The following is a 24,205-nucleotide window of genomic DNA, read 5'->3' as shown; positions in this document are numbered from 1 at the left end:
ATGGGCATCATGCTGCCCGGCGAACTCGCCGGCCTGCTCAACGAGCTGGGATACACCTGGCCCAAGTCGGACGAGACGAGGATGTTCGAGCTCGGCCAGATGTGGATGGAGATGGCCGACTCGTTGAACAATGCGGCGGCGGAGGGCACGGCCGCCGCTCAGCGCGTGCTGACCGGCAACCAGGGCGACGCGCTGGCCGCGTTCCAGGAGCGCTGGGAGGCGGACGGCTCGGCGATGTCGGTGCTCCGCGACGGTGGCACCGGTGCGCAGATGGTCGCCGCGACGCTCTTCGTGTGCGCGCTGATCGTCCTCGCCCTGAAGATCAACGTGATTGTCCAGCTGGTCATCCTGCTGGTGCAGATCATCCAGGCGCTGGCGACGGCCGCGCCGACGTTCGGTGCCTCGCTGCTGGAGATCCCCGTCTTCAAGAAGCTCACCGACATCGTCCTCAACATGCTGATCGACCAGGCCATCGGCGTGGTGCTGGGATGACCGCTCCCCTGCCCGAGCTGTACATCGGCGTCGACGTGGAGGCGGACGGACCGATTCCCGGGCCGTACAGCATGATCTCGCTGGGTATGGCCGTGGCCGGCCGTCCGGATCTGACGTTCTACACCGAGCTGCGGCCCATCTCCGACGAGTTCGTTCCGGCCGCGCTCGCCGTGTCGGGCCTGGACCGGGACCGCCTGCTCCGCGAGGCGCCCACCGCCGAGGAGGCGATGTCGGCGGCGGCGGCCTGGGTCAATGGGTTGCGTCGGATCGGTCGGCCGGTCTTCCTCGCCGCGCCCGCGGTCTGGGACGGCATGTTCGTGCACTGGTACTTCGTACGCTTCGTCGGCCACAGCCCGTTCGGTGCCACCGGCTCGGGCGTCGACCTGCGCAGCTACTGGATGGGGTTGACCGGCAGCGAGTGGGTCCAGACCCGCAAAGGCAAGATCAAACACGAGCTGGGTCTGCACGACGTGCCGCACACCCACCACGCCGGCGAGGACGCCGCCGAACTGGCGCAGGTCTTCGACGCAGTGCTGCGTCGCCGGCGGTCCGGCGAGCCGACATGACCGGGCATCGGCGCGACCTGCCGGACGGCGCCACCGGCGCTGCCCGGGGCATCGTGGCGCAGGCCGCCCGCAGCATGATGCGGCGGGCCGACGATGTGGCCGGCGAGGCCGCCGAGACGGCCACCACCCGGGCCGCCCGCCGGGTCCCGCAGGGCTTCACCGAACGCCAGTGGACCCGCTTCGCCCGGGGCGCCCGGCAGACGCAACGGCAGGCCGGGCTGCCCGACGGGGACCTGGTCGCCCACGGCAGCCGGGTACGCGGCACCGCACGCCCGGACTCCGACATCGACGTGGCGCTCATCGTCGACGACAAGACGTTCTTCGACCTGGCCGAACGGTCCCTGTCCAGGGCACCGGACGGCACCCGGCTGCGCAAGACGATGCTGCGCCGGATCAACGAGAACGGTCAGCTCGCCAGCTTCGACCTGGGCACCGACTTCACCCACCTGCGCCGCGAGTTGATGGACTCGCACGTACCGCACAAGGTGCAGTTCTCGGTTCTGCGCCGGGGCGGCAAGTTCGACAACGGCCCGTTCCTCCCGCTCGATTGAGCGGTTCCGCATCTGGCAAGGTGGCAGACGTGCAGACGACGTTGCAGTTCCTCATCATGGTCGACGGCCCGCTCACGGCGGCGGAGCTGCTCGACCTGATCCGCACCCGGCTGCCCGACGCGGTGCCCTACCGCCGGGACTCGGTGGACGTCCGCGGCAACCTGCTGGAGATCAACCCCAACGAGGCCGCCGACCCGCGGCTCGCCGCGACCGACGAGGACGACTACCTCTACTTCAGGTGGCGCGTGGAGCTGACCCCGATGGACAGGGCGGTCGACGAGGGGCACCAGATCGCCCTCGCCCGGGAGCTGCTGCGGGCGATCGAGGGGCCGCAGACGCGGGCGACCGTGTGCGCCGCGTTCGAGGACCGGGTGTGACCCGTGCTCAGCCGAGCAGGCGCGGGGTGATGACCGTCTCCGCGACGGTGCCGTCGGCGGCGCGGCTGACCTCGTACGCCGAGGCGCCCTCGCGGTCGGCGACCGCCTCGACCAGCCGGGTCCCCCGGTAGATCAGGCCGACGCCGTCGTCGGTGCAGTGGCTGGTGGGTAGCGTCCCGTCGCCGACCAGCTCGTGCATCAGCGGTCGGCGCTGGGTCTCGCTGTCGTAGTGCACACCGTTGCCGTACGGCAGCCAGCCCAACACCTCGGTGAAACCGCGCAGGCGGCGGCCGAAGCTGTCGGTGGCGCCGCCCACGTGCCAGCAGATCGAGCCGGCCGACACGCCGGCCAGCACCACGCCTGCCTGCCAGCACTCGTGCAGGATTTCGTCGAGCCCGTGTACGCGCCAGACCGCGACGAGGTTGGCGACGCTGCCGCCGTCGACCCAGATCACGTCCTGGGCGAGCAGGTGGGCGCGGACGTCGTCGACGTTCGGCATCGGGAACAGCGCGAGGTGCGACAGGCGGAACCGGGTGTCGGCGAACGCGCCGTAGACGGCGGCCAACGAGGTGGGCTGGTCACCGACTGCCTGCCCGAGGTAGCAGATCCGCGGTTGCGGGCCGGTCTCGGCCAGTTCGGCCGCCAGCTCGAAGATCGGGCTGGGGCGCAGGTCGAGCGGCCCTCGACCACCGCGAAAGAAGCCCATGCTGGTGGCGAGGATGGTCGGTTCGCTGGCGGGCATCGGGTTCCTCCTCGGTGCTGTTCCGGCACCCATCCTGCCGCAACCACCCGGACACGACCCCGTCGCCCTCCGCGCGGCGATCATGAGGTTGGCGACGCTCGTGGAGATCAACGAACCCGCCAACCTCATGATCAACCCGATCGGTCGGGTCGGCGCTGGCGGGGCACCTGGGCCTCCGGGGGCAGCTCGTCGAACGGACGGTCGGTCGCGGGCAGTTGCGCCGAGGCGGCACGAGGCAGGGTGAACCGTTCGGCGGCGCCCGGCCCGGCCCAGACCGACTCGCGCAGCATCCAGCGGACCTCGTCGGCCGTCCAGCCCAGCCCCGGCCGGGCGGCGATCTCGCGGACCAACCGCCTGGCGGCCCGGGTGTCGTCGTCGTAGAAGCGCATGCACCAGTGGTGCGTCCACATGCCGAGCGCCCGCAGACCGGCGTCGTCGAGCGAGCGGGCGAGCCGGCCGCAGGCGGTGTCGGCGAACGCCCGCTCGGGGTCACCCGCCCGGTCCCGCTCGATGGCGCCGACGGCAGCCGGCGCGACGGCCCGCATCCGGCGGTAGAAGGACTGCACCACGGCGCGGGGCAGCGGCGGGAACGCGCCAGGTGTCGATGCCGTCGCCCGACCCGCCACGCTCGCCATCGCCGCACCCCTTCTTGAGTTGGTGGCCGGACGTTACCCGCCACGACCGACACTTCCGGGCGGAAACCCCCCACCCGGCCCCCTTTCCCCTGGTGATCAAGAGGTCTTCGTCACCGGGCACGGGGTGTCGTGACGCAGACCTCTTGATCACCGTGCGGGGAGCGAGGGGGTGGGGTGGGAGGGTTGGGGAATGGGTTTGGGCCGGGTGCCGCAGTCGCTGACCGGGCAGATCGTCACGCCCGGCGACCGTCGGTACGCGCAGCTGCGCTCCACGTACACGACGACGGCCTCGCCGGCCGCCGTCCTGCTGCCCAAGACCACCGCTCAGGTGATCGACGCGATCCGGTACGCGCGGGAGCAGCGGCTCCCGATCGCCGTACGCAGTGGTGGACACGGCTTCTCCGGAGCCTCCTCGAACAACGGCGGGATCGTCATCGACCTGTCGATGCTCAACCGGGTGCGAGTGCTCGACGAGCGCGCCGGGCTGGTCCGGGTCGAGGCCGGCGCCCGCTGGGCGAACGTCGCGAAGACGCTGGCCCCGTACGGCCTGGTGGTCAGCTCGGGCGATTACGGCGGTGTCGGCGTCGGCGGGTTGGCCACCGGCGGCGGCGTCGGCTGGCTGGTACGCGCCCACGGCCTCACCATCGACCGCGTCCGCGCGGTGGAGATCGTGCTCGCCGACGGAACGTTGGTACGCGCGGACGCGGCGCACGAACCCGAGCTGTTCTGGCTGGTCCGGGGTGCCGGCGCGGGGGCCGGTGTGGTGGTGGCGTTCGAGATCGAGGCCGCCGAGCAGCGCAACGTCGGCGTGGCGCAGCTGGTGGTGGAGGCCCACCCGGACGGCCGTACCGTCCACGAGTGGGCGAGCTACCTGGCACGGGCCCCCCGGGAGCTGTCCGCCGCCGCCGTGCTGTTCGCCGAGGGCCGCTCGACGCTCATGTCCGTCACCGCAGTGGTGGCCGCGGAGAGCCTGCGGCGCGTCCGGCCCGTCGTGGAGCCGCTGCTGGCCATCGGGAAGGTGCTCGAACACCGCAGTGACCTGCTGCCCTACCCGACGCTGGTGCCGACGGCGCACCTGCACCCGAACGTCGGGCAGCAACGGGGTACGACCACCAACGGGCTGTTCACCGAGCTGGACCCTGGCGTCGCCCGGGCGGTCATGCGGGCGACCACCGGGACGGGGCGGGCGGTGATCCAACTGCGCTCGGTCGGCGGAGCGGTGAACGACGTCGCCGCGGACGCGACGGCCTACCGGCACCGGCATCAGAACACCCTGGTCATCGCCTCGACGTTCCCACCGCAGGGCCACGGCGCGTTGGACACCGCCTGGCGGGCCGTCGGCGCACGGGCCGACGGCGAGTACGTCAACTTCGAGAGCCGACCGGACCCTGCCGCGTTCGCGCGGATCTACCCGGGCGAGACCGGCGTCCGGGTGCGCCGGCTGTGGAAGCGGTACGACCCGGACGGCGTCTTCCGCTCACCCCTGCTCGACGGCCAGACCAACCGGTCGGGGCAGACGGGCCGGTCGAAGCAGACGACGCGGTCCAGCCAGTCCGCCCGGTCCAGCCAGTCCACCCAGGCCGGGCAGCGGTCCGGTCAGCCGCACCGGCGCCGCCGCCGCTGAACAGCGCCGACCTCGCGAACCACCAGGCGGTCGGCCGCGCACGCCCAGGTCCGATTCCCGCCAGCCGAGGGCCCGACCAGCGGGGCACCATAGGTGACGTGGAGATGGACTTCGAACGGTGCTACCGAGCGGTGGACAGCCGTGACCAGCGGTTCGACGGCTGGTTCTACACCGGCGTGACGTCGACCGGGATCTACTGCCGGCCGTCCTGCCCGGCGACCACGCCCAAGCGGCGCAACGTCCGGTTCTTTCCGTCGGCCGCCGCCGCACAGGGCGCGGGGTTGCGCGCCTGCCGCCGCTGCCGGCCGGACGCCGCACCCGGCTCGCCGCAGTGGGACGTCCGCGCCGACGTGGTCGGCCGAGCGATGCGACTGATCGCCGACGGGGTGGTCGACCGGGACGGCGTACCGGGACTGGCCGCCCGCCTCGGCTACACCGAACGGCACCTGCACCGGATGCTGCGCGCCGAGATGGGCGCCGGGCCGCTCGCGCTGGCCCGGGCCCAGCGGGCGCAGACCGCCCGGATCCTGATCGAGACGACAGGCCTCGGCATGGCCGAGATCGCGTTCGCCGCCGGCTTCGGCAGCGTGCGGCAGTTCAACGACACGGTCCGCGAGGTGTACGCGAGCGCACCGTCGGAGCTGCGTACGGCCCGTGGTCGGCACCTGGCGGCGGTCGGGGCGGGAACGATCACGCTCCGGCTGGCGTACCGTCCGCCGCTGCACGCCCGGGCGCTCCTGGACTTCCTCGCGCTGCGCGCGCTGCCCGGGGTGGAGGAGGTGCGCGACGGGACGTACCACCGGGGGTTGCGGTTGCCACACGGTGTCGGCCAGGTGGCGCTGACCCCGGCGGACGGGCACGTGGCGGCGACGCTGCGCCTGGCCGACCTGCGCGACCTCGCGCCGGCGGTGGCCCGCTGCCGACGCCTGCTCGATCTGGACGCGGACCCGGTCGCGGTCGACGCCACGCTCGCGGCGGACCCGGCGCTGGCCCCGGTGGTGGCCGCCGAGCCCGGCATCCGGGTTCCCCGCGCGGTAGACGGCTTCGAAATGGCGGTACGAGCCGTCATAGGCCAACAGGTCTCGGTAACGTCCGCGAGAACCACCCTCACCCGCCTCCTGACCCACCCCGTTGATCATGAGGTTGACGAGGTCGACGGAGATCGAGCCCCAGGTCAACCTCATGATCAACGCGATGGTCTGCGGGGGTTTCTCAGCCCGGAGGAGGTTCTGGGGTTGCCGGACTCCGCGTTCGGGATGCCGGTTCGGCGGCGGGAGACCATTCGGGGGCTTGCCCTCGCCGTGGCGGACGGGACAGTCGACCTGGCGCCGGGTGGTGACCGGGAGGAGACCGTACGGCGGCTGCTCGCGCTGCCCGGCATCGGCCCGTGGACCGCCAGGTACCTCGCCATGCGCGCCCTCGGCGACCCGGACGTCCTCCTCGACACCGACCTCGCGATCCGCCGCGGCGCAGCAGCGCTCGGCCTGCCCGACACGACCCTCACGGCGCACGCCGAACGGTGGCGCCCCTGGCGTTCCTACGCCACGATCAGACTCTGGAGAGCGGCATGAGCATCGACAGCACCGTGCTGACCACCCCGACCGGCCCGCTGAGCATCCTCGCCGGCGCCGACGGCGAGGTCCTGGCGGCCGGTTTCACCCCGGACCCGGCGGCGCTGCTGCCCCTGATCCACCCGACCCTGCAGGCGCCGCTGCGGCAACGCGCCGACCTCGGACCGGCGACCGTGGCCGTCCGGTCCTACCTGGACGGCGACCTCACCGCCATCGACTCGGTGCCGGTACGGCAGCACACCGGCGGCGAGTTCATGGCGCACGCCTGGCAGGTGCTGCGGGAGGTTCCGCCGGGGACCCCGGTGACCTACACCGGGTACGCGGCGCTGGCCGGCCGGCCACCGGCGGTGCGCGCCGCTGCGGCGGCCTGCGCCCGCAACGCGGCGGCGCTCTTCGTACCCTGCCACCGGGTGCTGCGCACCGACGGCACGCTCGGCGGCTACCGCTGGGGGCTCGACGTGAAGAAGTGGCTTCTCGGTCACGAGCGGCGGGTGACGGCAAGCTGACAGGAGCATCGACACCTATTGACGCTACCGTCGGGTAGTGCCTGTGGAGAGCGACGGCGACCGGGCCGCCCCGGTCGCCGCGGGCCGCCACCCCGTGCACAACCTCTGGCGGCTGCGCCGCTACCTGCGCCCGTACGCCGCCGAATTCGCCTGGCTGCTGGTCGCGGGCCTCGCCGGCACGGCCGCCGGGATCGCCGTACCGCTCGTGGTGCAGCGGGTGGTGGACGGGCCGGTGGCCCGGCACGAGCCCGCCGGCCTGCTCCAGCTCGGTGGCCTGGCGTTGCTGCTCGGCGTGGTCGAGGCGGTGCTCATCTTCATCAGGCGGTGGGTGCAGTCCTCCTCGGCGGTGGGCATGGAGGCGGCGCTGCGCGCCGACGTCTACGCGCACCTGCAACGGCTCCCGGCCAGCTTCCACGACCGCTGGCAGTCCGGCCAACTGCTCTCCCGGATCACCAGCGACCTGTCGGTGATCCGCCGGTTCCTCTCGTTCGGTGTCTTCTTCCTGGTGCTCAACCTGACCACCTACGTGGTGGTGGTGCTGCTGCTGATCCACCTGCACGCGGCGCTCGGGCTGCTGGTCGCCGCCAGCGCGGTGCCACTGCTGCTGATCACCCGTCGTTTCGGCCGGCACTACCACACCGCGTCCCGCCGGATGCAGGACCAGCAGGGCGACGTGGCGACCCTGGTCGAGGAGACCGCGCAGGGTCTGCGCACCATGAAGGCGTACGGCCGGGGGCCCGAACTGGCGGCCCGCTTCGCCGCCGGGACCCGGACGCTGCACGACACCGGCGTGGGCAAGGGCCGGCTGCTGGCGAACACCGCGGCGCTGCTCGACCTGGTGCCCAACGTGACCCTGGGCGTGGTGCTGGTGGCCGGGGCCGCCGCCGCCGCGCGGGGCGTGCTCACCATCGGCGAGCTGGTGGCGTTCGCCAGCCTCCAGCTGATGCTCATCTGGCCGGTGCAGTCGCTGGGCTGGATCATCGCCAACGGTCAGGAGGCGGCGACCGCCGCGGACCGTATCCAGGAGGTGCTGGACACTCCGCCGCAGATCGTGGACGCTCCGGACGCGCGCACGCTGGCCCGCGACGCCGTCCACGGCCGGCTCCGCTTCGAACTGGTCGACTTCCGCTACCCGGGCGCCACCACCGCCGTACTGCACGGGATCGACCTGACCATCGAGCCGGGCGAGACGGTGGCCCTGGTCGGGGCCACCGGCTGCGGCAAGAGCACGCTGCTGTCCCTGGTGCCCCGGCTGCACGAGGTGACCGGCGGCCGGATCACCCTGGACGGGCACGACCTGCGCGAGCTGCGGCTCGCCTCGCTGCGCCGACTGGTCGGGGTGGCGTTCGAGGAGCCCACGCTCTTTTCCATGTCGGTGCGGGAGAACCTCACCCTCGGTCGCCCGGACGCCGACGACGACGAGGTCCACGCGGCCCTCGCGCTGGCCCAGGCCGACTTCGCGTACGACCTGCCGTGGGGTCTGGCGACCCGCGTGGGTGAGCAGGGGTTGTCCCTCTCCGGTGGTCAGCGGCAGCGGTTGGCGTTGGCGCGGGCGGTGCTCGGCCGCCCGGCGCTGCTGGTGCTCGACGACCCGCTGTCCGCCCTCGACGTGCACACCGAGGCGCTGGTCGAGGCGGCACTGCGGCAGGTCCTGCGGGCCAGCACCGCGTTGCTGGTGGTGCACCGGCCGTCGACGATCGCGCTGGCCGACCGCGTCGCCCTGCTCGACGGTGGACGGATCGTCGCGATCGGCCGGCACTCGGAACTGCTGGCCAGCGTGCCCGCCTATCGAGCGTTGCTCGCCGCCGAGCCGCCCGCGCATTCAGCCGGAGCCGCCGGGCCGCCACCTGCCGGAGCCGCCGGGCCGGAACCGGGGCGCACCGGGACGGCGGGGCCCGGCGCGTCCACCCCGGACGACTGGGGACTGGTGCGCTCGTGAACTCCGCCGAGCAGGCCGACCCACCTGGCGCAGAGGAGCCGGAGCTGACCCGCTGGCGGGGAACGGCCACCGATCCGGAGGCCGACCGGAGTCGGGCCGAGGAGACCACGCCGGAGGCGGTGGCCCGGCTACGCCGGCACAGCCGGGCCCTGCTGGCCGATCTGCTGCGCCCGCACCGGCGTCGGCTCGCCGCGGCCGTCGGCCTGCTGCTGGCGCAGAACGCCGCCGCGATGGCCGGCCCGTACCTGGTCATGGTCGGCATCGACCGGGCCATCCCGCCGCTGCGCGCCGGGAACGCCACCCCGCTGGTCGCCGTCGCCGGGGCGTTCGCCGTGGCCGCCCTGACCGAGTACGCGGCCCGCCGCGGCTTCCTCGCCCTCTCCGCCCGGATCGGCCAGGCCGTCCTCCTGGACCTGCGGCAGCGGGTGTTCGGGCACTTCCTGCGGCTGTCGGTCGGCTTCCACGAGCGGTACACGTCCGGCCGGATGGTGTCCCGGCTCACCAGCGACCTGGACTCGATCGCCGAGCTTGCCGACGGTGGGATCGACAGCCTGGTTCTGGCCGCGCTGTCGATCCTGTCGGTGGCCGGCATCCTGCTCTGGCTGGACCTGCCGCTGGCCGCGGTGACGCTGTTCGCGTTCCCGTTCCTATTCTGGCTCTCCCGCTGGTTCGCGCGGGCGTCGGCGAGCGCGTACCGGCGGACCCGGGAGGCCGTCGCGCTTGTCATCGTGCACTTCGTCGAGTCGATGCGCGGCATCCGGGCCGTGCAGACGTTCCGCCGGGAACCCCGCAACCAGCGGATCTTCGTGGCGCTCGGGGACGACTACCGGCAGAGCAGCCTGCACGCGTTCCGGCTGATCGCCACGTACTCGCCGGCGATCAAGCTGATCGGCAACGTCACGGTCGCGGTCGTGCTCTGCTACGGCGGCTGGCGGGTGCTCGGCGGGCGGACCGAGATCGGGGTGCTCGCCGCGTTCCTGCTCTACCTGCGCCGCTTCTTCGAACCGATGCAGGAGCTGAGCCAGTTCTACAACTCGTTGCAGTCGGCGACGGCGGCGCTGGAGAAGCTGGCCGGGGTGCTCGACGAGCGGCCCGCGGTGGCCGAGCCCGCCCGGCCGACGCCGCTGCCGACCGGCTCCGGTCACGGTGAGCTGACCTTCCGGGGCGTCTCCTTCGGCTATCGCGCCGACACGCCCATCCTCGCCGAACTGGACCTTGAGGTGCCGGCCGGGCAGACGGTGGCGCTGATCGGGCCGACCGGCGCGGGCAAGTCGACGATCGCCAAGCTGGTCGCCCGGTTCCACGACCCGGACGCCGGCAGCGTCCTGCTGGACGGAATCGACCTACGCGAGGTGGCCGACGCCGACCTGCGCCGCGCGGTGGTGCTTGTGACGCAGGAGAACCACCTGTTCAGCGGCACGGTGGCGGAGAACATCAGGTTCGGCCGACCGGACGCCGACGACGCCGAGGTGCGGGCCGCCGCCCAGGCGATCGGCGCGCACGAGTTCATCGCCGCGCTGCCCGACGGGTACGCGACGCAGGTGCACAGGCGCGGTGGCCGGCTCTCCGCCGGGCAGCGGCAACTGGTCGCGTTCGCCCGGGCGTTCCTGGCCGACCCGACAGTGCTGATCCTCGACGAGGCGACGTCGTCACTGGACGTCCCGACGGAACGGCTGGTGCAGCGGGCGCTCGGCACCATCCTGCGGGACCGTACCGCGCTGGTGATCGCACACCGGCTGTCCACCGTGGAGACCGCCGACCGGGTGCTCGTCCTCGACGGCGGGCAGGTCGTCGAGGACGGACCACCCGCAGTCCTGGCCGCCACCGACGGTCGCTACGCGGCCCTGCACCGGCAGTGGCGCGACTCGCTCGTGTAGGCCGGCGATGCGCAACTCCGTGGCTCGACCCCCTGGTGGTGCCTACGATCGGCAGATGACCGATACGGCGAGGACGGCCCGCGCCGGCGTTCCCGAGCGTCCGAGTCTGGACGGGCTCGAGGAGCGCTGGGCGCGCCGCTGGCAGGAGGACGGCACGTACGCGTTCGACCGGGCGAGACAGCGGGGCGACGTGTACTCCATCGACACCCCGCCGCCGACCGTATCGGGCGAGCTGCACATGGGGCACGTCTTCTCGTACACGCACACCGACACCATCGCCCGCTATCAGCGGACGCGCGGCAAGGCCGTCTTCTACCCGATCGGCTGGGACGACAACGGCCTGCCCACCGAGCGTCGGGTGCAGAACGTGTACGGGGTGCGCTGCGATCCGGCGCTGGCGTACGACCCGGTGTGGCGGCCACCGGCCACCCCCGTCGACGAGACCGCGCGCCGGGACCCGACGCCGATCTCGCGGCGCAACTTCATCGAGCTGTGCGAGCTGCTGACGGTCGCCGACGAGCAGGTCTTCGAGGCCCTCTGGCGGCGGCTCGGGCTCTCGGTGGACTGGTCCCTGACGTACACGACCATCGGTCGGGTGGCCCGCGCCACCAGCCAGCGGGCGTTCGTGCGCAACCTGCGCCGCGGTGAGGCGTACCAGGCGGAGGCGCCGACGCTGTGGGACGTCGGCTTCGCCACCGCCGTCGCCCAGGCCGAGCTGGAGGACCGGGAACGTCCCGGCGCCTACCACCGGCTGCGGTTCGCCGGGCCGGGCGGGCGCGAGGTGCTGATCGACACCACCCGACCGGAGCTGTTGCCGGCCTGTGTCGCGCTGGTCTGTCACCCCGACGACGAGCGGTACGCCGACCTGGTGGGCACGACTGTGCGCAGCCCGCTGTTCGGCGTCGAGGTGCCGGTGCGCGCCCATCCGCTCGCCGATCCCGGGAAGGGCACCGGCATCGCGATGGTCTGCACGTTCGGCGACCTGAGCGACGTGACCTGGTGGCGGGATCTCGACCTCGACACCCGGGTGGTCGTCGGCCGCGACGGCCGGCTGCTGCCCGAGCCGCCGGCCGGGGTGCCGGCAGCGCCGTACGCGGCGCTGGCCGGGCAGAGCGTCAACGGCGCGCGCCGGGAGATCGTCGGGATGCTCGCCGACGCGGGTGACCTGATCGGTGAGCCACGCCCGATCACCCATCCGGTGAAGTTCTACGAACGCGGCGATCGCCCACTGGAGATCGTCTCGACCCGACAGTGGTATCTGCGCAACGGCGGGCGGGACGCCGACCTGCGGGCGACGCTGCTGGCCCGGGGCGCGGAGCTGCACTGGGTGCCGGCGCACATGAAGCACCGCTACGACAACTGGGTGGGCGGCCTGACCGGCGACTGGCTGGTCAGTCGGCAGCGCTTCTTCGGGGTGCCGGTGCCTGTGTGGTACCGGCTCGACGACGCTGGCGAGCCGGACTGGACCCACCCTCTCACGCCCGACGAGTCCGCGCTGCCAGTCGATCCATCGAGTGATCCGGCGCCCGGTTTCGACGAGTCGCAGCGCGGCCGGCCGGGCGGTTTCGTCGGAGACCCGGACGTGCTGGACACCTGGGCGACCTCGTCGTTGACTCCGCAGATCGTCGGCGGCTGGGAGACCGACCCGGACCTGTTCGCACGGGTCTTCCCGATGGACCTGCGCCCGCAGGGGCAGGAGATCATCCGGACCTGGCTGTTCGACACCGTGGTCCGGTCGCACTTCGAGCACGGGGTGCTGCCCTGGCGGGACACCGTGCTCTCGGGTTGGATCCTCGACCCGGACCACAAGAAGATGGCCAAGTCCAAGGGCAACGTGGTCACCCCGTTGGCGCTGCTGGAGCAGCACGGCTCGGACGCGGTGCGCTACTGGGCGGCCAGCGGCAAGCCCGGCATGGACCTGGCCTTCGACCCGGCGCAGATAAAGGTCGGCCGGCGGCTGGCCACCAAGCTGCTCAACGCGACGAAGTTCGCCCTCGGCCTGGGCGCCGGGGACGCGTTGCGCGCGGTGGCGACCGCCCCTCTGGACCGGGCCATGCTCGCCGAGCTGGGCACCGTGGTCAGCGCCGCGAGCACCGCCTTCGACTCCTACGACCACACGGCCGCGTTGCAGGCCACCGAGGCGTTCTTCTGGCGCTTCTGCGACGACTACATCGAGTTGGTCAAGGAACGGGCGTACGGCACCGGAGCGGCGGCCGACTCGGCGCGGGCCGCGCTGGCCAGCGCGCTGTCGGTGCAGCTGCGGCTGTTCGCCCCGGTGCTGCCGTACGTCACCGAGGAGATCTGGTCGTGGTGGCGGTACGGGTCGGTGCACAGGGCGCCCTGGCCCACCACCTACGAGGTGGCCCGGACGATCGAGGGGACGGGCGAGCCGGCGCTGCTGCGGCTCGCGGGTGACGCGCTGGGCCAGGTGCGGCGGGCCAAGTCGGAGCGGAAGCTGTCCATGAAGGCGGAGGTGCCGCTCGCCGAGGCGCTGGGCCCGGCGGCGCTGCTGGAGCAGCTCACCCTGGTCGCCGACGACCTGCGCGCGGCCGGCCGGATCGGCAAGCTCGACCTGCTCCCGGACCGCACCCCGGAACTCGTCATCGCCTGCGCCTTCTGACAGGCGCCCGTGCGGCCGAGGGCGGGACAGGTCCGCCGCCGCCCACCCCCCGGGGGCGGCGGCGGACCAGTCGCTCACCAGCCGCGCAGGAAGCGCAGGCCGAGCAGGATGGCCGCCACGGCCGGGCCGACCAGCAGGGTGATCGCCTGGAGCCGGTACGGCATCCGGTGCCGGGTCAGCTCGCCCGCGTTGCCCAGCACGATCGCGCCGGCCAGCATCAGGAACACGCCCCACCAGCCCGTCTCCAGGTGGATCAGACGGATGTGGATCAGTTGCAGGGTCGCGCCGAGCAGCGCGCCGGTGAGCGCGAGCAGCGCCACCGCGCGGTGCAGGCCACGAGCCAGCGGGTGGGCGGCCCGCCAGCCGTACGTGCCGGCGACCGCCAGGCACGGCAGACCCACGAGCAGCGGCCAGCCCTTGCCCATCGCCCCGAACATCAGCAGGGCACCCACCACGAACACAAGCGTGCCGACGCAGGCGATGACGTACCCGGCGAAGGCCCGACTGCCGCCGCGGGCCAGTAACGGCCCGCCGCTGGCCGCGATCAACGCGGCCGGGATCAGGATGAAACCGGCCCACCAGTGGAACCGGCCGCTGCCCTGGGCTGCCGTCGCGACAGTCGCGCACGCCAGCCCGGCGACCGCCAGGCTCGTGAGCCACGGCCGGCTACTCCGGGAGTACGGCTCAGCCAACGACGTCCACTCCGCTTCGACACTCACACCCACGAGCGTGTCCCCTGGCACCCCGTCCGGTCCATCCGGCCAGCCCTACCCGTCGCCGGAGGCTGGCCGGACCCCTACCCCGCACCGGCGTCAGCTCGTCTCGCCGGCCACGCTGAACGAGCGCAGGCGGTCGATCGCCAGCACTGTGAAGCCGACACTGATCAGCACGGTCATCACGGACGCCACAGGCACCGAGACGGTGGTCTCCAGCAGCCCGCTGGGGGCGAGCCGGTCGGCGAGGGCGATGACGTACTGCTGGATGGAGAGCACCTTCGTGCCGCTGACGAAGTTGCCCAGCAGCCCCTCCCAGATCAGCACGTAGACCAGGCCGAGCAGTACCGGCCGCCTGGTGACCAGGCTGAGCGCGAGGAACAGCGCCGAGTACGCCAGCGCGCCGAGCGCCGCCGCGAACGCCAGCGCCAGACCGAGGCGTACCGAATCGGCAAGCACGCCCGCGACGTAGAGCGGCACCGCCACGGTGGCCGCGGTGACCCCGGCGGCGACCGCGAGCTTGGGCAGGATGATCTGCCAGCGCGGCAGCGGCTTGGTCAGGATGTGCACCACCGTGCCGTCGTCGATCTCCGCGCCCAGCACACCGGTGCCGATGATCAACGCCACCACCGGCAGCACCACCGCCAGGCCGAGGCCGACAAGCACCGGCGGCCCCCACTGGCCCGGGTCCACGTCCAGCGACCGGCAGAGGATGGCCAGCCCGAGCAGCACCAACGGCAGCGGAAGCAGCAGCAGGAACCGGCGCCGGCCGAACAGCCCGCGCGCGGTGATCCAGGTAATGGTCGACATCTCAGGCCTCCACCAGGTAGGAGAAGACGCTCTCCAGGGACTCGTCGGACGGCACCAGCTGGCGCACCCGGATGCCCTGACCCAGGGCGATCCGGGGCAGCGCCCGGGTGAAGGCGCCGTAATCGCCGGCGCGCACGGTCAGGCCGGTGCGGTCCAGCTCGACGCCGCTCACCGACGCCTCGGCGATCAGGGCGACGGCCAGCGCCCGGTCGTCGGTGGAGCGCACCGCGAAGACGTGCGGGCGGTTGGTCATCAGCCGGCGGATGGTCCGGAAGTCACCGGAGGCCGCCAGTCGACCGGCCACCATCACCTGCACCGTGCCGGAGACCTGCTCGACCTCCTCCAGGATGTGCGAGCTGAACAGGATCGTCCGGCCGTCGTCGCCGAGGGAGTGCAGCAGATCCATCATGTGCAGCCGCTGACGTGGGTCCATCCCGTTGAACGGCTCGTCGAGCAGCAGCACCTGCGGGTCGTGCACGAGTGCGGCCGCGACCCGGGCGCGCTGACGCATGCCCTTGGAGTACGTGCCGATCCGGCGGTCCTGCGCCGACTCCAACTCCACCAGGTCGATGGCCCGTCGGGCCGCCGCAGCCGGGTCGGCCAGCCGGTGCAGCTTCGCGCTGGCGAGCACGAACTCGTACGCGGTGAGGAAGCTCTGCACCGCCTCCCGCTCGCTGACCAGCCCCAGCCGGCGGTAGACGTCGGGGTTGCGCCAGGTCGGCTCGTCGTCGAGGGTCACCGTGCCGCGCGACGGGGCGAGGAACCCGGCCATCATGTGCAGCAGCGTGGTCTTGCCGGCGCCGTTCGGGCCGAGCAGACCTGTCACGCCCGGCCCGAGGGCCATGCTGATGTCGTTGACGGCGACCACGTTGCCGTACCACCGGGACACCCCGGTCAGGCTCAGCGTGCTCATCAGGAGGCGACCTTCCGGTAGCGGGCCAGCAGGAGGGCGGTCGCGCCGGCGACCAGCAGCACCGCGACCAGGGCGTAGACCGGGCCGAACCCGCCGATCATCATCTCGCCCGGATCGCCCTCGACCAGCAGGTCACCAAGCGACCAGATGCCCACTCCCTGCACCAGCGTGCTGGGTGAGGCCAGCCCGGCCAGCTCGTTGGCCGTACGCGACGGCAGGATGCTCAGCACGCCCACGATCGGGGTGGTCATCAGGAAGACCGCAACCACGCCGCCGGCGGCGAACGCGCGCTTGCCGGTCAGCGACGCGACGAGCAGCCCCACCGAGGCGAAGACCACCGCCCACAGCCCGGCGTAGAGCAGACCGGGAAGCAGGTCGAGCAGCTCGTTCCAGACCCCGTGCAGCCCGTCCTTGGTGGTGAACGCGGCGCCCAGGAACATCACCAACTGCGGCCCACCGAGCAGCAACCAGAGGCCGGTGACAAGCGCCAGCAGCTTGGCGAGCGCGTAGTCGGCGCGGGGCAGCGGTCGGGAGAAGTACAGCGGCAGCACACCGCTGCGCAGGTCCCGGGAGACCAGCTCCGGCGCGGCCACCGCGACGAAGAACAGCACCAGCCAGCTCATCGCGTCGGCGAACTGGGCGTACGTGGCGACCGGCTCGCCGAGCTGGCTGCGTACTGCCGCCAGGGCCGCCGCGACCAGTGTCACGATGCCGACCACCAGCCACGGGAAGATCTTGGCCTTGGCACTGCGTCCGAACCCGAAGATCGTACGCAGCCCGTGCAGGTAGAGCGCGCCGAAGACGTGCCGGCGGCCCAACCGTGGGCCCTCGTAGCGCTGGTAGCCGATGTCGTGGATGACGCCTGTCGGCGCGGGCCGCACGGCGGCGGATGACAGCTCAGGCATGGGTGAGCTCCCTTGCGGCGAAGAGTTCGGCCACCCGGTGCCGGCGCTGGTCCAGCCGATGCAGAGGCAGGTTCAGTTCGGCGACCGCGCCGAGGATCAGGTCGTAGGTGCTGTCGTCGGCGAGCGGTACGAGCAGCAGCCGCCCGTCCCGCGCGACCGGCAGCTTCAGCTCTGCGAGCCGGGCGGCCAGCTCCTCGGTGCCCTCGCTGACCTCGACGGCCAGCACGTCGGTGGCCTCGGTCATCGCGGAGATGTGGTCGGCGCGCAGCAGTTTGCCGCCGTCGATGGCGATCAGTGTGTCGCAGATCCGCTCGACCTCGCCCAGCAGGTGTGAGCACACCAGCACGGAGATGCCGAACTCGGTGCCGATCCGGTGCACAAGTGCCAGCATGGCGTCCCGGCCGGCCGGGTCCAGCCCGTTGGTCGGCTCGTCGAGCAGCAGCAGGTCGGGGTCGTGCACGAGCGCCTGGGCCAGCTTGACCCGCTGCTTCATGCCCGTGGAGTAGCCGCCGACCGGGCGGTAGCGCTCCTCGTAGAGCCCGACGTGACGCAGCGCCTCCGAGGCGCGCTCACGGGCCGCGGTGCGCGGCAGACCGCTCATCCGACCGAGGTGGGTGACCAGCTCGGCGGCGGACAGGTCCGGTGGGAGGCAGTCGTGCTCGGGCATGTAGCCGACGCGCGCACGGACCGCTGCCGGTTCGGCGGTCGGGTCGATGCCGAGCACCGAGACCTGGCCACTTGTCGGGGGGATCAGGCCGAGCAGGATCTTGATCAAGGTGGATTTACCGGCGCCGTTCGCGCCCACCAGGCCGATGATCCCGGGCTCGACGGCGACGGTGAGGTCGGTGAGCGCGGTGACTCGACCTCCGTACGTCTTGGTGAGCGACTGGGTCGCGATCAGTGTCACGACGCCAGCGTAGGGAGTCGATGCCCGGTGGCGACACCGGCGCGCCCCCGGCGCTCCCCTGATCCTCGTGGCGACCCACCCCTAAGGTCCACCGACGGCAACGACGAACGTTTGCGCCGGTCGCGCGCTCGCCCAGCCCTCGCCCGCGGGTCCGGCATGATCCGGCCACGCTCGTCGTGGAGTGGCGGCCTCGACCGATCGGCGGTCGGCTGCGAAACTGTGTGCCGGTCAGCGAGTGGGGGGTGTGGATGAGCAACGGCTGGGTGCTGCCCGACGAGGTGCTCCGGGACGCGCCGGCGTACACGCCGCGTCCCGGTGAGCTCGCGGATCTGGAGCTGCTGCTGACCGGCGCGTACGCCCCCCTTACCGGCTTCATGACCCGCGCCGACCTGGTGTCGGTGAGCCGACGTGGCCGGCTGGCCGACGGCACGCCGTGGCAGGTTGCGGTGACCCTGCAGGTGCCGGCCGCGCTGGCGCAGAACCTCGACCCGCGCGACCCGGCCCGCCGGGCCCTGGTGCTGACAGACGGCGAGGGCGCGCCGGCCGCCGCCCTGGACGTCGCGGACGTCTGGCCTGTGCACGAGGGCGTGGCGGGTCTGGGCGGTCAGCTCCATCGGCTCGGCGACGGCGGTCACGGCCTGTTCCAGCGGTTGCGTCGCAGCCCGGAGGAGGTCCGCGCGCTGCTGCCCCCGGGTCGGGTGCTCGGGGTGATCGCCGACCGTCCGCTGCACCGGCCGCAGCTCGCCCAGATCGCGCACGCCGCCCGCACCCTGGCCGCGCACCTGCTGGTCATGATCCCGGTCGGCGAGGGCGGTGTCGGCGGGCTCGCCCCGGAGGCGCTGGTGCGGACGATCTTCGCCGCCCGGGACCGGATGCCTCCGGCCACCCTGGTGGCCGTGCCGCTGTCGCACCGCCGGGAGGAGATCAGCGACGCCCTGCTGCGTGCGCGCGTCTCCGCCGCGTACGGGGTCACCCACCTGCTCTCCACCGGGGAGATGCTCTCCGGCGCCGGGTTGCGGGTGCTGGTGCCGCGCGAGCTGGCGTACGACAATCGGGACGGGCAGTGGCGCTGGCGGGAGGACATTCCGCCGCGTAACCGCCGCCTCGCCCTCACCCAGGCCGAGATCGACGACCTGCTCGACAGGGGTTTCCCGCTGCCGGAGTGGCACACGCCTCCGGCTGTGGCGAAGGAGTTGGCCCGGGCCCGGCCGCCACGCCGGCACCGGGGGCTGGTGGTCTTCCTGACCGGCCTCTCCGGCTCCGGCAAGTCCACAATCGCCCGCGGGCTGGCCGACGCGCTGCGGGAGAGCGGCGACCGGACGGTGACCCTGCTCGACGGGGACGTGGTACGCCGGGAACTCTCCGCCGGGCTGGGCTTCAGCAAGGCCGACCGGGATCTCAACGTCCGGCGGATCGGCTGGGTGGCGGCCGAGATCGCCCGGCACCACGGGGTGGGCATCTGCTGCCCGATCGCCCCGTACGCGGCGGCCCGCGCGACGGCGCGGGAGATGGCCATGACCGCCGGGGCGGGCTTCGTGCTGGTGCACGTCGCGACGCCGCTGGAGGTGTGCGAACAGCGGGACCGCAAGGGCCTGTACGCGCGGGCGCGCGCCGGCCTGCTCACCGGCATGACCGGGATCGACGACCCGTACGAGGAGCCGACAGATGCGGACCTGGTGCTCGACACCACCCATCTGAGCGTCGCCGACGCGGTGCAGGCCGTGCTGCACCACCTGTCGGAGAGCGGCTGGGTGGAGTTGAAGATCCAGTCGGCCTGAGGCGTCGCTGTACCCCTTTCCTTCCGCCGGTTCCGGGCACGCGCTAGTGTTCATCTTTGTTGGAACACGTTCGACCGCGTGAGAGTACGTGGAACCCGGGGAGGCACGGCGGATGCTCGCTCAGCAGCGGCAGTCGGCCATCCTGGATCGGGTCCGCGCCTCCGGTGGCGTTCGGGTGACCGACCTCGCGACCGAGTTCGGCGTGTCCGACATGACCATCCGGCGCGACCTGGAGGCCCTGCACGAGCGCGGCCTGCTGGCCAAGGTGCACGGCGGCGCAACCGCGGCCGGCCCCAGCTCGACCGACGAGCCGGGCTTCCACGCCAAGTCGGTCCGGCAACTGCCGGAGAAGGCAGCCATCGCGGACCGGGCGGCGCAGCTCGTCCGGCCCGGTTCGGCGGTCGCCCTCTCCGCCGGCACCACCACCGCCGAACTGGCCCGACGGCTGGTGGACGTCCCCGGCCTGACAGTGGTGACCAACTCGCTGCCGGTGGCCGAGATCCTGCACGGCGGAGGCCGGCCGGACCAGACTGTGGTGCTCACCGGCGGCGTGCGGACGCCGTCCGACGCGCTGGTCGGCCCGCTCGCGGTCGGCGCCGTCCGGCGGCTGCACCTGGACCAGCTCTTCCTCGGCGTCCACGGCATCACCGAGCGGGCGGGCTTCACCACCCCGAACCTCATGGAGGCGGAGATCGATCGGGCGCTGGTGGCCGCGGCGGACCGACTGGTGGTGCTCGCCGACCACACGAAGTGGGGCACGGTGGGCATCTCCTCGATAGTCGAGCTGGCGGCGGCACACGTACTGGTCAGCGACGAGGCGTTGCCTCCGCCCGCACGACGGGTACTCGGCGAACAGGTGGGCGAATTGATCATGGCAAAGGCGACAGGGGCGGGCCGCGCGACGCGCACGCCGACGAGTGAGGAGACGGCGAAGTGAAGCGCACCGCGATCGACCTGGCCGACGGCCGGGAGCTGATCTACTTCGACGAGAACGACGACGCCGTTCGCGACCAGCCGGACCGCAGGGACCTGCCGCCACCGCCGCCCGCCTCGCAACTGCGCTACGACCCGCTGACCGACGAGTGGGTGGCCGTGGCCGTGCACCGGCAGACCCGCACCTTCCTTCCGCCCGCGAACGAGTGCCCGCTCGACCCCTCGCAGGGCGACCGACTGACCGAGATCCCCGCTCCGGACTACGACGTGGTGGTCTTCGAGAACCGGTTCCCGTCGCTGAGCGGCCGTGTCGCCGACGAGCCCGGGGAGATCACCCCGTTCACGCCGGTCCGGCCGGGCGTGGGCAGGTGCGAGGTGGTCTGCTTCACCTCCGACCACAACGCCTCCTTCGCCAGCCTCCCGCCGCGTCGCGTCCGCACCGTGTTGGACGCGCTCGCCGACCGGACCGAGGTGCTCGGCGAACTGCCCGGCGTCGAGCAGGTGTTCTGCTTCGAGAACCGGGGCGTCGAGATCGGTGTCACGCTGCACCACCCGCACGGGCAGATCTACGCGTACCCCTTCGTGACGCCGCGCACCCGGGCGCTGCTGGCCGCGGCACGCCGGCACGCCGAGCGGACCGGCGGGGGGAACCTGTACGCGGACGTGCTGGCCGCCGAGCGCGCGACCGGCGACCGGGTGGTCACCGAGAACGACCACTGGACGGCGTTCGTGCCGGCGGCGGCCCGCTGGCCGTTCGAGGTGCATGTCGCGCCGCGCCGCGTGGTGCCGGACATCCCGGCGCTGACCGACGGCGAGCGGGACGCCTTCGGACCGCTCTACCTGGACCTGCTGCGCCGATTCGACGGACTGTTCGACATGCCGATGCCCTACATCGCGGCGTGGCACCAGGCGCCGGTGCGGATCGACCGCGAGCTGGGCCACCTGCACCTTCAGCTGTTCAGCATCCGGCGGGCCAAGGACAAGTTGAAGTACCTGGCCGGCTCCGAGTCGGGGATGGGCGTCTTCATCAACGACATCTCCCCCGAGCGCGCCGCCGAACTGCTCCGCGCCGCCTGAACGGCCCCTCGCCGCGCGTCCACAACGTGGGCGCGGGCCGGGCGGGAACAGGGCGCGGGGGGCCCGGGACAGGGCCCCCCGCAGGGAAGGGACGGCTGGCTGTGCTCGACACAGCCGGGAAGGCTGCCTGATCGGCACGCACACCGCGGTCGACCGCGGTCAACCTTCCGTGGACGCGACTGGCATCTCGTCCACCCTGGTCAACGAGGCGCGCTGGGCCCGGTGACGCCGCGGACGTGTCACCCGGCGGACACGCCGGAGCCCGCCGGCGGGTGCCGACGGGCTCCGGTGCTGATGCGGTCGAATCAGGCGGCGAGCCTGCGGGCCAGGTTCTCGTCGAGCGCGTTCATGAACTCGTCGGTGGTCAGCCACGGGGCGTCGCGCGAGATGAGCAGCGCGAGGTCCTTGGTCATCTGGCCGCCCTCGACGGTGTCGACGATGACCTGCTCCAGGGTGTTGGCGAACTCGGTCACCGCCGGCGTGCCGTCCAGCTTGCCCCGGTGGGCCAGGCCACGGGTCCAGGCGTAGATCGACGCGATCGGGTTGGTCGAGGTCTTCTCGCCCTTCTGGTACTGCCGGTAGTGCCGGGTGACAGTGCCGTGCGCGGCCTCGGCCTCGACGGTACGGCCGTCCGGGGAGAGCAGGACCGAGGTCATCAGACCCAGCGAGCCGAAGCCCTGCGCGACGGTGTCGGACTGCACGTCACCGTCGTAGTTCTTGCAGGCCCAGACGTAGCCGCCCTCCCACTTGAGCGCGGCGGCGACCATGTCGTCGATGAGCCGGTGCTCGTAGGTGATGCCGGCGGCGTCGAACTCGGCCTTGAACTCGGTCTCGAACACCTCGGCGAAGATGTCCTTGAACCGGCCGTCGTACGCCTTGAGGATGGTGTTCTTGGTGGACAGGTAGACCGGGTAGTTGCGGTCCAGCCCGTACCGGAACGACGCCCGGGCGAAGTCGCGGATCGAGTCGTCGAAGTTGTACATGCCCATGGCGATGCCGCCGCCGGAGAAGTTGGCGACCTCCATCTCCATCGGCGCGCCGCCGTCGGCCGGGGTGTAGGTGATGGTCACCGTGCCCGGACCGGGGACGACGAAGTCGGTGGCCTTGTACTGGTCACCGTGGGCGTGCCGGCCGATGATGATCGGCTTGGTCCAGCCGGGGACCAGCCGCGGCACGTTGGACATGATGATCGGCTCGCGGAAGACGACGCCGCCGAGGATGTTGCGGATGGTGCCGTTGGGCGACCGCCACATCTTCTTCAGGCCGAACTCCTCCACCCGGGCCTCGTCCGGGGTGATGGTGGCGCACTTGACGCCGACGCCGTGCTCCTTGATGGCGTTGGCGGCGTCAATGGTGACCTGGTCGTCGGTCTCGTCGCGGTACTGGATCGACAGGTCGTAGTAGTGCAGGTCGACGTCGAGGTAGGGCAGGATCAGCTGCTCCCGGATCTGCTTCCAGATGATCCGGGTCATCTCGTCGCCGTCGAGCTCCACGACCGGGTTGTTTACCTTGATCTTCGCCATCGGCCGGCGCTCCTCTCGGGGGACACGTGCTCAAGCAGTACGAGCGTACTGCAATTGGGCCGGCAGCCCCCAGCCGGCCTCGACCGACCGGCGGAATCCGGGCTGCGCGGAACAGGAATGCCCTGGAATCATGGCCCGATGCCACTGAGCCGCACCCTCGGGTCTATCACGGTGACCGCACTCACGGACGCCGAGGGTGCCTTCTTCCAGCCCCGCGCGGAGGCATTTCCGCAGGCCACGGCGGCCCAGTGGCGGGAGGCCGATCGCCGCGATCCCGCCTCGGTCACCGCCGACGGGCAGTGGTGGCTGCCGTTTCGCAGTTTCGCGATCCGCTCCGGGGACGGGCCGGTCCTCCTGGTCGACGCCGGGGTCGGCCCGGCCGACTCCCCGGCCGCCAGCTGGGCGCCGGTGCCCGGCCGGCTGCCCGCCGAGCTGGCCGCCGCCGGCATCGACCCGGCCGACGTCGACACGGTCGTGCTGACCCACCTGCACAGCGACCACATCGGCTGGGCGGTCACCGGCACGCCGGGCCGGCCGCACTTCCCGAACGCGAGCTACCTGCTCCAGCGCACCGAGCTGGAGGCGGCCGAGGCGATCAACCCGGGACTGCCGGCCGGGCTGATCGCGCCGTTGCGCGCCGCCGGCCAGCTCCGGGTGGTCGACGGTGAGACAACCCTGACCCCCGCGGTACGACTGCTGCCCACTCCCGGGCACACCCCCGGCCACCAGTCGGTGCTGCTGAGCGCGGCCGACGAGCGGATGCTGCTCACCGGCGACCTCCTGGTGCACCTGGTGCAACTGATCGACCCCACCCTGGCGTACGCCCACGAGGAGGACCCGGACGAAGCAAGCGCCTCCCGCCAGTTCGCCCTAAAAACTCACAACCCCACCGTCCTGGCGACCCCCCACCTCTCCACCCCGTTCACCCCTCTCCGAGCGGGTTGATCATGAAGTTATTGCCACGACACGCCGGACGGGAGGGCAATAACTTCATGATCACCGGGGTGGGTGGGGGTGGGGTGGGGTGGGACGTGGGGGGGGGGGGCCGGGGGGGCGGGGGCCCCCCCCCCCCCCGGCCGGTCGGGGGTCAAAAAGTTGCCGGGTGCCCAACGTGGAGCGGGCCGACAGCCGCCGCGCGCCGGAGGC

General features: G+C 72.4%; 22 protein-coding genes. 14 read left to right on the top strand and 8 right to left on the bottom strand.

Annotated elements, in window-relative coordinates:
* The 4 genes from ACGFIE_RS31235 to ACGFIE_RS31220 are packed head-to-tail and all read left to right on the top strand — an operon-like array spanning position 1 to position 1,986.
* A complete protein-coding gene (locus ACGFIE_RS31235; protein ID WP_393301501.1) occupies positions 1–492 on the top strand; it encodes a hypothetical protein in 492 nt (163 codons plus the stop codon).
* Positions 489–1,058 carry an exonuclease gene (locus ACGFIE_RS31230; protein ID WP_393301498.1) on the top strand — a complete coding sequence of 190 codons (570 nt, stop codon included), beginning with the start codon at positions 489–491 and terminating at the stop codon, positions 1,056–1,058. The genes ACGFIE_RS31235 and ACGFIE_RS31230 overlap by 4 nt, the downstream gene beginning before the upstream one ends.
* A complete protein-coding gene (locus ACGFIE_RS31225; protein WP_393301495.1) occupies positions 1,055–1,609 on the top strand; it encodes a nucleotidyltransferase domain-containing protein in 555 nt (184 codons plus the stop codon). Before ACGFIE_RS31230 ends, ACGFIE_RS31225 begins: the two co-directional genes overlap by 4 nt.
* A 29-nt stretch (positions 1,610–1,638) precedes the next feature.
* A complete protein-coding gene (locus ACGFIE_RS31220; RefSeq protein WP_007464962.1) occupies positions 1,639–1,986 on the top strand; it encodes a hypothetical protein in 348 nt (115 codons plus the stop codon).
* A 7-nt stretch (positions 1,987–1,993) separates the two neighbouring features.
* Here the strand turns inward: ACGFIE_RS31220 and ACGFIE_RS31215 are convergent, their stop codons facing one another.
* Together ACGFIE_RS31215 and ACGFIE_RS31210 are read right to left on the bottom strand one after the other, a co-directional pair.
* Positions 1,994–2,728, bottom strand: coding sequence for a Type 1 glutamine amidotransferase-like domain-containing protein (locus ACGFIE_RS31215; protein WP_393301492.1), 735 nt, complete (start codon positions 2,726–2,728; stop codon positions 1,994–1,996).
* Positions 2,729–2,859: 131 nt separating this feature from the next.
* The gene (locus tag ACGFIE_RS31210; protein ID WP_393301489.1) at positions 2,860–3,363 is read right to left on the bottom strand and encodes a hypothetical protein; all 504 of its coding nucleotides are present in this window, start codon (positions 3,361–3,363) and stop codon (positions 2,860–2,862) included.
* Positions 3,364–3,553: 190 nt separating this feature from the next.
* On the opposite strand from ACGFIE_RS31210, the gene ACGFIE_RS31205 reads away from it, so the two are divergent.
* The 6 genes from ACGFIE_RS31205 to valS all read left to right on the top strand — a co-directional run bounded on the left by ACGFIE_RS31205 (position 3,554) and on the right by valS (position 13,500).
* The gene (locus ACGFIE_RS31205; RefSeq protein ID WP_393301487.1) at positions 3,554–4,987 is read left to right on the top strand and encodes an FAD-dependent oxidoreductase; all 1,434 of its coding nucleotides are present in this window, start codon (positions 3,554–3,556) and stop codon (positions 4,985–4,987) included.
* A 98-nt stretch (positions 4,988–5,085) separates the two neighbouring features.
* Positions 5,086–6,558 (top strand): DNA-3-methyladenine glycosylase 2 family protein, encoded by a 1,473-nt coding sequence (locus ACGFIE_RS31200; protein ID WP_393301484.1) that lies wholly within the window; start codon positions 5,086–5,088, stop codon positions 6,556–6,558.
* Complete coding sequence (locus tag ACGFIE_RS31195) at positions 6,555–7,064, top strand: methylated-DNA--[protein]-cysteine S-methyltransferase (protein ID WP_393301481.1); 510 nt, start codon at positions 6,555–6,557, stop codon at positions 7,062–7,064. Before ACGFIE_RS31200 ends, ACGFIE_RS31195 begins: the two co-directional genes overlap by 4 nt.
* 37 nt (positions 7,065–7,101) lie before the next feature.
* The gene (locus tag ACGFIE_RS31190; RefSeq protein ID WP_393301478.1) at positions 7,102–9,003 is read left to right on the top strand and encodes an ABC transporter ATP-binding protein; all 1,902 of its coding nucleotides are present in this window, start codon (positions 7,102–7,104) and stop codon (positions 9,001–9,003) included.
* Positions 9,000–10,880 carry an ABC transporter ATP-binding protein gene (locus ACGFIE_RS31185; RefSeq protein ID WP_393301475.1) on the top strand — a complete coding sequence of 627 codons (1,881 nt, stop codon included), beginning with the start codon at positions 9,000–9,002 and terminating at the stop codon, positions 10,878–10,880. The genes ACGFIE_RS31190 and ACGFIE_RS31185 overlap by 4 nt, the downstream gene beginning before the upstream one ends.
* Before the next feature lie 55 nt (positions 10,881–10,935).
* Positions 10,936–13,500, top strand: a complete 2,565-nt coding sequence (valS, locus tag ACGFIE_RS31180; protein ID WP_393301472.1) for a valine--tRNA ligase — start codon at positions 10,936–10,938, stop codon at positions 13,498–13,500.
* A gap of 74 nt (positions 13,501–13,574) precedes the next feature.
* Here the strand turns inward: valS and ACGFIE_RS31175 are convergent, their stop codons facing one another.
* The 5 genes from ACGFIE_RS31175 to ACGFIE_RS31155 form a co-directional block, all read right to left on the bottom strand.
* Positions 13,575–14,219, bottom strand: a complete 645-nt coding sequence (locus ACGFIE_RS31175) for a hypothetical protein (protein ID WP_393301470.1) — start codon at positions 14,217–14,219, stop codon at positions 13,575–13,577.
* A gap of 93 nt (positions 14,220–14,312) precedes the next feature.
* Entirely contained in the window at positions 14,313–15,023 is a 711-nt protein-coding gene (locus ACGFIE_RS31170) for an ABC transporter permease subunit (protein WP_393301467.1), read from the bottom strand.
* Position 15,024: 1 nt separating this feature from the next.
* Complete coding sequence (locus ACGFIE_RS31165; protein WP_393301464.1) at positions 15,025–15,936, bottom strand: ABC transporter ATP-binding protein; 912 nt, start codon at positions 15,934–15,936, stop codon at positions 15,025–15,027.
* Positions 15,936–16,841, bottom strand: a complete 906-nt coding sequence (locus ACGFIE_RS31160; RefSeq protein WP_393301461.1) for an ABC transporter permease — start codon at positions 16,839–16,841, stop codon at positions 15,936–15,938. The genes ACGFIE_RS31165 and ACGFIE_RS31160 overlap by 1 nt, the downstream gene beginning before the upstream one ends.
* Complete coding sequence (locus tag ACGFIE_RS31155; RefSeq protein WP_393301458.1) at positions 16,834–17,748, bottom strand: ABC transporter ATP-binding protein; 915 nt, start codon at positions 17,746–17,748, stop codon at positions 16,834–16,836. The genes ACGFIE_RS31160 and ACGFIE_RS31155 overlap by 8 nt, the downstream gene beginning before the upstream one ends.
* Before the next feature lie 248 nt (positions 17,749–17,996).
* Here ACGFIE_RS31155 and cysC point away from each other — a divergent pair, with 248 nt between their 5' ends.
* The 3 genes from cysC (at position 17,997) to galT (ending at position 21,536) form a co-directional block, all read left to right on the top strand.
* Positions 17,997–19,526, top strand: a complete 1,530-nt coding sequence (cysC, locus tag ACGFIE_RS31150) for an adenylyl-sulfate kinase (RefSeq protein ID WP_393301455.1) — start codon at positions 17,997–17,999, stop codon at positions 19,524–19,526.
* Positions 19,527–19,638: 112 nt separating this feature from the next.
* Entirely contained in the window at positions 19,639–20,463 is an 825-nt protein-coding gene (locus ACGFIE_RS31145; RefSeq protein WP_393301452.1) for a DeoR/GlpR family DNA-binding transcription regulator, read from the top strand.
* Positions 20,460–21,536 carry a galactose-1-phosphate uridylyltransferase gene (gene galT / locus ACGFIE_RS31140; RefSeq protein ID WP_393301449.1) on the top strand — a complete coding sequence of 359 codons (1,077 nt, stop codon included), beginning with the start codon at positions 20,460–20,462 and terminating at the stop codon, positions 21,534–21,536. The genes ACGFIE_RS31145 and galT overlap by 4 nt, the downstream gene beginning before the upstream one ends.
* A 305-nt stretch (positions 21,537–21,841) precedes the next feature.
* Here galT and ACGFIE_RS31135 read toward each other — a convergent pair whose 3' ends face one another.
* Entirely contained in the window at positions 21,842–23,059 is a 1,218-nt protein-coding gene (locus tag ACGFIE_RS31135; protein WP_363680267.1) for an NADP-dependent isocitrate dehydrogenase, read from the bottom strand.
* Between the two features lie 171 nt (positions 23,060–23,230).
* On the opposite strand from ACGFIE_RS31135, the gene ACGFIE_RS31130 reads away from it, so the two are divergent.
* Entirely contained in the window at positions 23,231–24,004 is a 774-nt protein-coding gene (locus ACGFIE_RS31130) for an MBL fold metallo-hydrolase (RefSeq protein WP_393301446.1), read from the top strand.
* Positions 24,005–24,205: the final 201 nt, after the last annotated feature.

Source organism: Micromonospora sp. NPDC049275, assembly GCF_043197115.1.
GTDB lineage: Bacteria > Actinomycetota > Actinomycetes > Mycobacteriales > Micromonosporaceae > Micromonospora.
The sequence above is the reverse complement of the archived record's forward strand: the minus strand, read 5'-3'. Positions and strand labels throughout refer to the sequence as shown.